This is a genomic window from Halomonas sp., from assembly GCF_033549285.1.
Lineage (GTDB): Bacteria > Pseudomonadota > Gammaproteobacteria > Pseudomonadales > Halomonadaceae > Halomonas.
On sequence record NZ_JAWSUJ010000165.1, the window covers coordinates 1 to 5,208 of the forward strand.

The following is a 5,208-nucleotide window of genomic DNA, read 5'->3' on the forward strand; positions in this document are numbered from 1 at the left end:
CAGCAGCACCGTGAGCACCGGCACGCCGACGCTGAAGTTCTGCCACTGGGCCACCAGCGGCGGGCGGTGGTCGCGGGCATTGAGCAGCCAGTAGAGCGCCCAGATCAGCGTCGAGGCGAGCGCCATGGCCACGCCCAAGGGATCGGCGAAGGCCACGTCGAGCACCGCCCCGCGGGTGGCGATGACCCAGACGCCGGCGTAGGCGATCAGCCCCGCCAGGACGTCGATGCGCGTCAGCCGCTGGCCGAGGATCGGCACCGCCAGGAAGGCCATCGCCAGCGCCCAGGTGTAGTTGAGGGCCATGGCCTCCTGGCCGGGCAGGCGGTCGTAGGCGCCGAACAGCACCAGGTAGTAGGCCACCGGATTCATCAGCCCCGCCCAGGCGGCGGTGCGCCAGCCGTGCCTGAGCGCCTGGCCCGCGAGCCCCTGGCGCGCCACCAGCACGCCGATCAGCGCCCAGGAGACCAGCGAGGCGAGCCACATCAGTGCCAGTGGCGACATGTGGGCGAGCGCCACCTTGAAGGCGGTAGCCACGGTGGACCAGAGTGCCACCGCCCCCAGCCCGAAGAGCATCGCCTGGCGATCACCGGTCATGGGCGTCGGGCTCATCGGTCGAGGTGCCCCAGGTCACGGCCGGGGGCGAGGCGGTCGCGAACCGCCTGCTTGAGGGCCTTGATGTCGGGGAAACCGCCGTCGCGCTTGCGCTCCCAGAGCGACGCCTCATCAAGGAGGATCTCGAAATGACCGCCATGGGAGGGCACCAGGGCCACCTCCCCCAGCTCCTCGCCGAAGGTGGAGAGCAGCTCCTGTGCATACCAGGCACTGCGCAGCAGCCATTGGCACTGGGTACAGTAGTGGATTCGGATACGTGACATGAAACCTCGAGTGTCGCGACAATGAGCCATCCGATGATACCAGCCAGGGAGTTCCGATGGCCGCCCCCGAGATCAGCCAGACCCGCCTCTTCGAGTGGCTCACCGGTGACGAGGACAGCCGGATGTGCCGGGACATCCCGGACGAGGCCTGCGACGAGCAGCCGCGCAACTTCTTCCTGCACCTGCTGGCGGCACTCGGCAACAAGCTGGCCGACGAGCTCTCCAGCGCCCGCCTGGTGCTGCCCTGGCTGCTGGGGGTGATCGGCGCCCCGCTGTGGATGGTCGGCCTGCTGGTGCCGATCCGCGAGGCCGGCGCCCTGCTGCCCCAGCTGTTCGTGGCTGGCTTCATCCGGCTCAAGCCCGAGCGCAAGTGGGTCTGGGTGCTGGGCGGCGCCCTGCAGGCCCTGGCTGCCGCCCTGCTGGCCCTGCTGGCGCTGCTGGGCAACGGCGCCGTCGGCGGGGGCCTGGTGCTCGCCGTGCTGGTCGCCCTGTCGCTGGCCCGGGGCCTGTCATCGATCGCCACCAAGGACGTGATGGGCAAGACCATCGCCAAGCAGCGCCGCGGCACCCTGATGGGCTGGAGCGGCAGCGTGGCCGGGGGCGTGACCCTGGCCGCCGGCGGGGTGCTGATGCTGTTCGGCGACCGCCCCGGGGAGCTGGCGCTGGCGGTGCTGCTCGGGGTGGCGGCGCTGGGCTGGGCCGTCAATGCCCTGTGCGCGGCGCGCATCAAGGAGACCCCCGGCGCCGTGGAGGGCGGCGAGAACGCCTGGGACAGCGTCAAGCTGGGGCTGCGCCTGCTGCGCGACGACCGCGCCTTCCTGCACTTCAACCTCTCCCGCACCCTGCTGCTGGCCAGCGCCCTGGCCCTGCCCTACGTGGCGCTGCTCGGCCAGCAGCAGAGTGGTGCCGAGCTTGGCGGCCTGGGCATCCTGATCGTGGTCTCGGGGCTGGCCGGCATGCTGGCGAGCCCGCTGTGGGGCAAGCGCGCCGATGCCTCGAGCCGCCGGGTGATGCGCGACGGGGGCCTCGGCACCGCGGCGGGCTGCCTGCTCGGCGCCGCCTTCGCCTGGCTGCCCGGTGCCTGGAGCGAGACCGTATGGCCCTATGCGCTGGTCTATGCGCTGCTGGTGATCGTCCACGCCGGCGTCCGCCTGGGCCGCAAGACCTATATCGTCGACATGGCCGGCGCCGACAAGCGCGCCCTCTACGTGGCGCTCTCCAACACCCTCACCGGCGTGCTGATGCTGGTCGTGGGCGGGGCCGTCGGCCTGCTCGCCCAGTGGCTCGGCAGCGCCGGGCTGCTGGCGTGCCTGGCGCTGATGGGCCTCGGCGCGGCCGCCAGCGCCCAGCGCCTGCCCGAGGTGGAATGACCGCCGGCGCGCCGGCGCGTTGAAATCCCGACGCCGCCTGGCCATGATGAGGGCAATATCCCGCCCCTTGCCGCCATGCGATGCGCCAAGGGCACCGCGACAGGAACCCCCCTGCATGAAACGATCCCCCCTGATCAGCCCGGAACTGCTGGAACGCATCATCGATGCCTCCGAGGACGGCATCGTGGTCGCCGAGCAGGAGGGCGACGAGAACATCCTGATCTACGTCAACCAGGGCTTCGAGCGCCTCACCGGCTACAGCGCCGACGAAATCCTCTACCAGGACTGCCGCTTCCTGCAGAACGAGGACCGCGACCAGCCGGGCCTCGATGCCATTCGCAAGGCCCTTAAGGCGGGTCGTCCCTGCCGCGAGGTGCTGCGCAACTATCGCAAGGACGGCACCCTGTTCTACAACGAGCTCTCCATCACCCCCATGTACGACGAGGATGACCACCTCACCTACTACATCGGGGTGCAGAAGGACGTCACCGAACGCGTCGAGGCCCAGCTGGAACTCGAGCGGCTCAAGGCCGAACACGGCCTTACCTGAGGGAGCAGAGGCGGCGGCGAAAAAAGTCTCCCGGGGGCTTGTCTCCGACCCATCTTGCGGCTATATAGCCAGCAGGCAACGGCCGTTGCCTGCTGGCGCTTCAGGTTCCGCACCCGGGACGGGAAGCGATCGTATGATCCGCCGGACCTTGCAGCGTTCGGCCCCGGGCCATGGGAGGACGTCGCATGAGCCATGAACCCCTTCTCGACACCACCGACGACGATCAGGACTACCTGGAAGCGGTCAACGACGACTACGGTCGCGTCCGCCCCAGCAGTCGTGCCGATACCCTGAGGGCCCGGCGACGCGTGGAGGCCCTCATCGAGGAGCGCCGCCTGCGCCGCGCCATCGAGGACGACTGGGACCTCGAGGAAGAGGAAGAGTAACCCCTGCCCCGTCACCCGGGGATGCTGGCCTTTGGCGTCCCCGGGCTCTATCATCGTGGCCACTGACATCCCCCAACCAAGTGGCTCTCCATGGCGCAATACCCCGTAAATACTGATGGAATTTTGTAACCCAGACGACTGAAGGGCCTTAAATCCCTATAGCCTGCGGCTTTCATGGCTACCTAGCCACCCCACGCTCCTGATGTTCCCTCGATTCTGTTACGTTTGGAGTGTTTTTGCCGAGCAAAGGTTACAAAACCATTTTTTGGGAATTGTTCTTATCTGCATAATGGATGCCGTTAGCACCAGACTCAGGGCTTATCAAAAAATGATTACGACAGCGACTCTCATTATATCAAAAACAGTCTAACAACACCTGTCGATAATGGTCAGAGAAGCTCAATTTATAGCTTGGCGAAATAGCTGAATTACATACCTGGCCATACATTAAATCACTTCCAGGTAACGACATCTCATCAAGCTCATTGGTCACCTCTGCTACACCATATTCCCGGCCAGAGGGTTCTGAAGGAGGTTTAACCTGTCTCAACACCGCAAGGTCATTCGGAAGATCCTCTGCAATACGCTTACCGAAACACTGAAGCGAAGGCTCTGCCAACATGAACAACCATGCCTGGTTATCGGTTTCACCAGTACGCCTGATAACTCTACCAAGAACTTGGCGATAGTGTAGCTCGGTACGGATACGGCTGAGATAGCAGCACACTTGAAGACGAGGGATATCCGTTCCCTCACTGATCATGCCGACTGCTACAATCCACCTGCAGTCGCTATGCCGAAATAAATTGATAACTTGTTGGGCACCCGGAGTCCTATTTGTAACAACATGGCAAGCCTCTCCTCGGGCTTCTAAGGCTACGGCGATTTGATGAGCGTGTTCAATATCGGTCGCAACGACTAAGCCCGCCGCATCCGGCTTGGAGATTCGGAGCTCATTCAGCATCTCGCAACCTAGCCCCAGTATTTGATGGATCACATCATCGTGACGCAGTAGATCCTCGTAGGTGATAGGGGACTTCCCGAGCAGCGCGGCAATACTTGGGAAGAGCTTGACGGTACTCTCGGTCTCCAGCGTTTCGGTGAGCTGCACTTCCTGATTGTCAAGCAGAATAATGCGTGGGGAACGGCACACCCCATCGGCGATGGCTTCTTGCAGACCATAGCGATAATCGCAGATTAGCTCCCCTTCCGGAGAGGAATAGCGCGCAAGCGCGATGGCCAAGTCATCAGAGCGCCACGGAGTGCCCGAGAGCGCCAACGTATAGGCAGCACGGTCCTGAATTCTCTGCAGGATTTGCTGCCCCCAGGCATTGCTCAACAGGGGGTCATGCCCGGCGCAGTGGTGGATTTCATCAAAGACGACGAACACGCGATACTCATCAAGTAGCCGCCAGAAGGTTTCATCTCGGTGCTCCATTGCCTGGTAGGTGTAAGCACCGCCAACGGCACCGACCAAGCCATCGAGCCGCTTACCAAGTACGTCTGCGAAGGTCGTACGAAACCCGTCCACTACCTGGCATGAGGGCGCAAAGCAGAGCACCAGATCGATCTTGTTGATCTCAAAGAGACAGCGTGCCAGCGCCGCTGCCAAGCGTGTCTTGCCGGCGCCCGGTGTTGCCTGGCATAGGAAGTGCGGTGTGGTAACAAAATGGGCCAGCGCTGCTTCGATGCACCGCTGCTGCCATGTACGCAGTCCCGGCATCGTCATTGCGAGGGCAACGCAGTGAGCGTCTTCTCTACCGCTCGGAGGTGGCCCAAAAGGCGCGAGCTGCGATCCTTGGCCTCTTGATACTCGTGTTCCACGTGGCTGCGGAGGTGAGGCATCTCATCGAGTAGTTGCTTGTACCGCTCTGTTTCCCCCATCGATGTCAGGAAGTCCAGACGGACTTCCTTGAGGGTTGCCTCCAAGTGCTGGTACACCTCAGTTCCGTAAGCGGCCATTCCGGCGCGTCGTTTCTCTAAGTGGCCTGACCCCCTACGCTGATCCCGTCATTCACCGACGGAGA

Annotated in this window: 6 protein-coding genes; 3 read left to right on the top strand and 3 right to left on the bottom strand. The window is 63.7% G+C overall.

Annotated elements, in window-relative coordinates; translation table 11 throughout:
* Both SCI24_RS20735 and SCI24_RS20740 read right to left on the bottom strand, forming a co-directional pair.
* The coding region (locus tag SCI24_RS20735; RefSeq protein WP_318727176.1) for a DMT family transporter at nucleotides 1–594 on the bottom strand (594 nt) is incomplete at its 3' end.
* 11 nt (nucleotides 595–605) lie between these two features.
* A complete protein-coding gene (locus SCI24_RS20740; RefSeq protein ID WP_318727177.1) occupies nucleotides 606–875 on the bottom strand; it encodes a SelT/SelW/SelH family protein in 270 nt (89 codons plus the stop codon).
* Between the two features lie 56 nt (nucleotides 876–931).
* Here SCI24_RS20740 and SCI24_RS20745 point away from each other — a divergent pair, with 56 nt between their 5' ends.
* The 3 genes from SCI24_RS20745 to SCI24_RS20755 all read left to right on the top strand — a co-directional run bounded on the left by SCI24_RS20745 (nucleotide 932) and on the right by SCI24_RS20755 (nucleotide 3,181).
* On the top strand, nucleotides 932–2,245 hold the full coding sequence (locus tag SCI24_RS20745) for an MFS transporter (RefSeq protein ID WP_318727178.1): 1,314 nt from the start codon (nucleotides 932–934) through the stop codon (nucleotides 2,243–2,245).
* Nucleotides 2,246–2,360: 115 nt separating this feature from the next.
* The gene (locus SCI24_RS20750; RefSeq protein ID WP_106229787.1) at nucleotides 2,361–2,795 is read left to right on the top strand and encodes a PAS domain-containing protein; all 435 of its coding nucleotides are present in this window, start codon (nucleotides 2,361–2,363) and stop codon (nucleotides 2,793–2,795) included.
* Between the two features lie 185 nt (nucleotides 2,796–2,980).
* Nucleotides 2,981–3,181 carry a PA3496 family putative envelope integrity protein gene (locus SCI24_RS20755; protein WP_133637738.1) on the top strand — a complete coding sequence of 67 codons (201 nt, stop codon included), beginning with the start codon at nucleotides 2,981–2,983 and terminating at the stop codon, nucleotides 3,179–3,181.
* Nucleotides 3,182–3,536: 355 nt separating this feature from the next.
* Here SCI24_RS20755 and SCI24_RS20760 read toward each other — a convergent pair whose 3' ends face one another.
* The gene (locus tag SCI24_RS20760) at nucleotides 3,537–4,904 is read right to left on the bottom strand and encodes a DEAD/DEAH box helicase (RefSeq protein WP_318727179.1); all 1,368 of its coding nucleotides are present in this window, start codon (nucleotides 4,902–4,904) and stop codon (nucleotides 3,537–3,539) included.
* Between the last annotated feature and the right edge of the window lie 304 nt (nucleotides 4,905–5,208).

What these genes read in the sequence shown, in the direction of transcription:
- SCI24_RS20760 (WP_318727179.1), bottom strand. Translation starts at nt 4,904, where the DNA reads ATGCCGGGACTGCGTACATGGCAGCAGCGGTGCATCGAAGCAGCGCTG.
- SCI24_RS20740 (WP_318727177.1), bottom strand. Translation starts at nt 875, where the DNA reads ATGTCACGTATCCGAATCCACTACTGTACCCAGTGCCAATGGCTGCTG.
- SCI24_RS20755 (WP_133637738.1), top strand. Translation starts at nt 2,981, where the DNA reads ATGAGCCATGAACCCCTTCTCGACACCACCGACGACGATCAGGACTAC.
- SCI24_RS20745 (WP_318727178.1), top strand. Translation starts at nt 932, where the DNA reads ATGGCCGCCCCCGAGATCAGCCAGACCCGCCTCTTCGAGTGGCTCACC.
- SCI24_RS20750 (WP_106229787.1), top strand. Translation starts at nt 2,361, where the DNA reads ATGAAACGATCCCCCCTGATCAGCCCGGAACTGCTGGAACGCATCATC.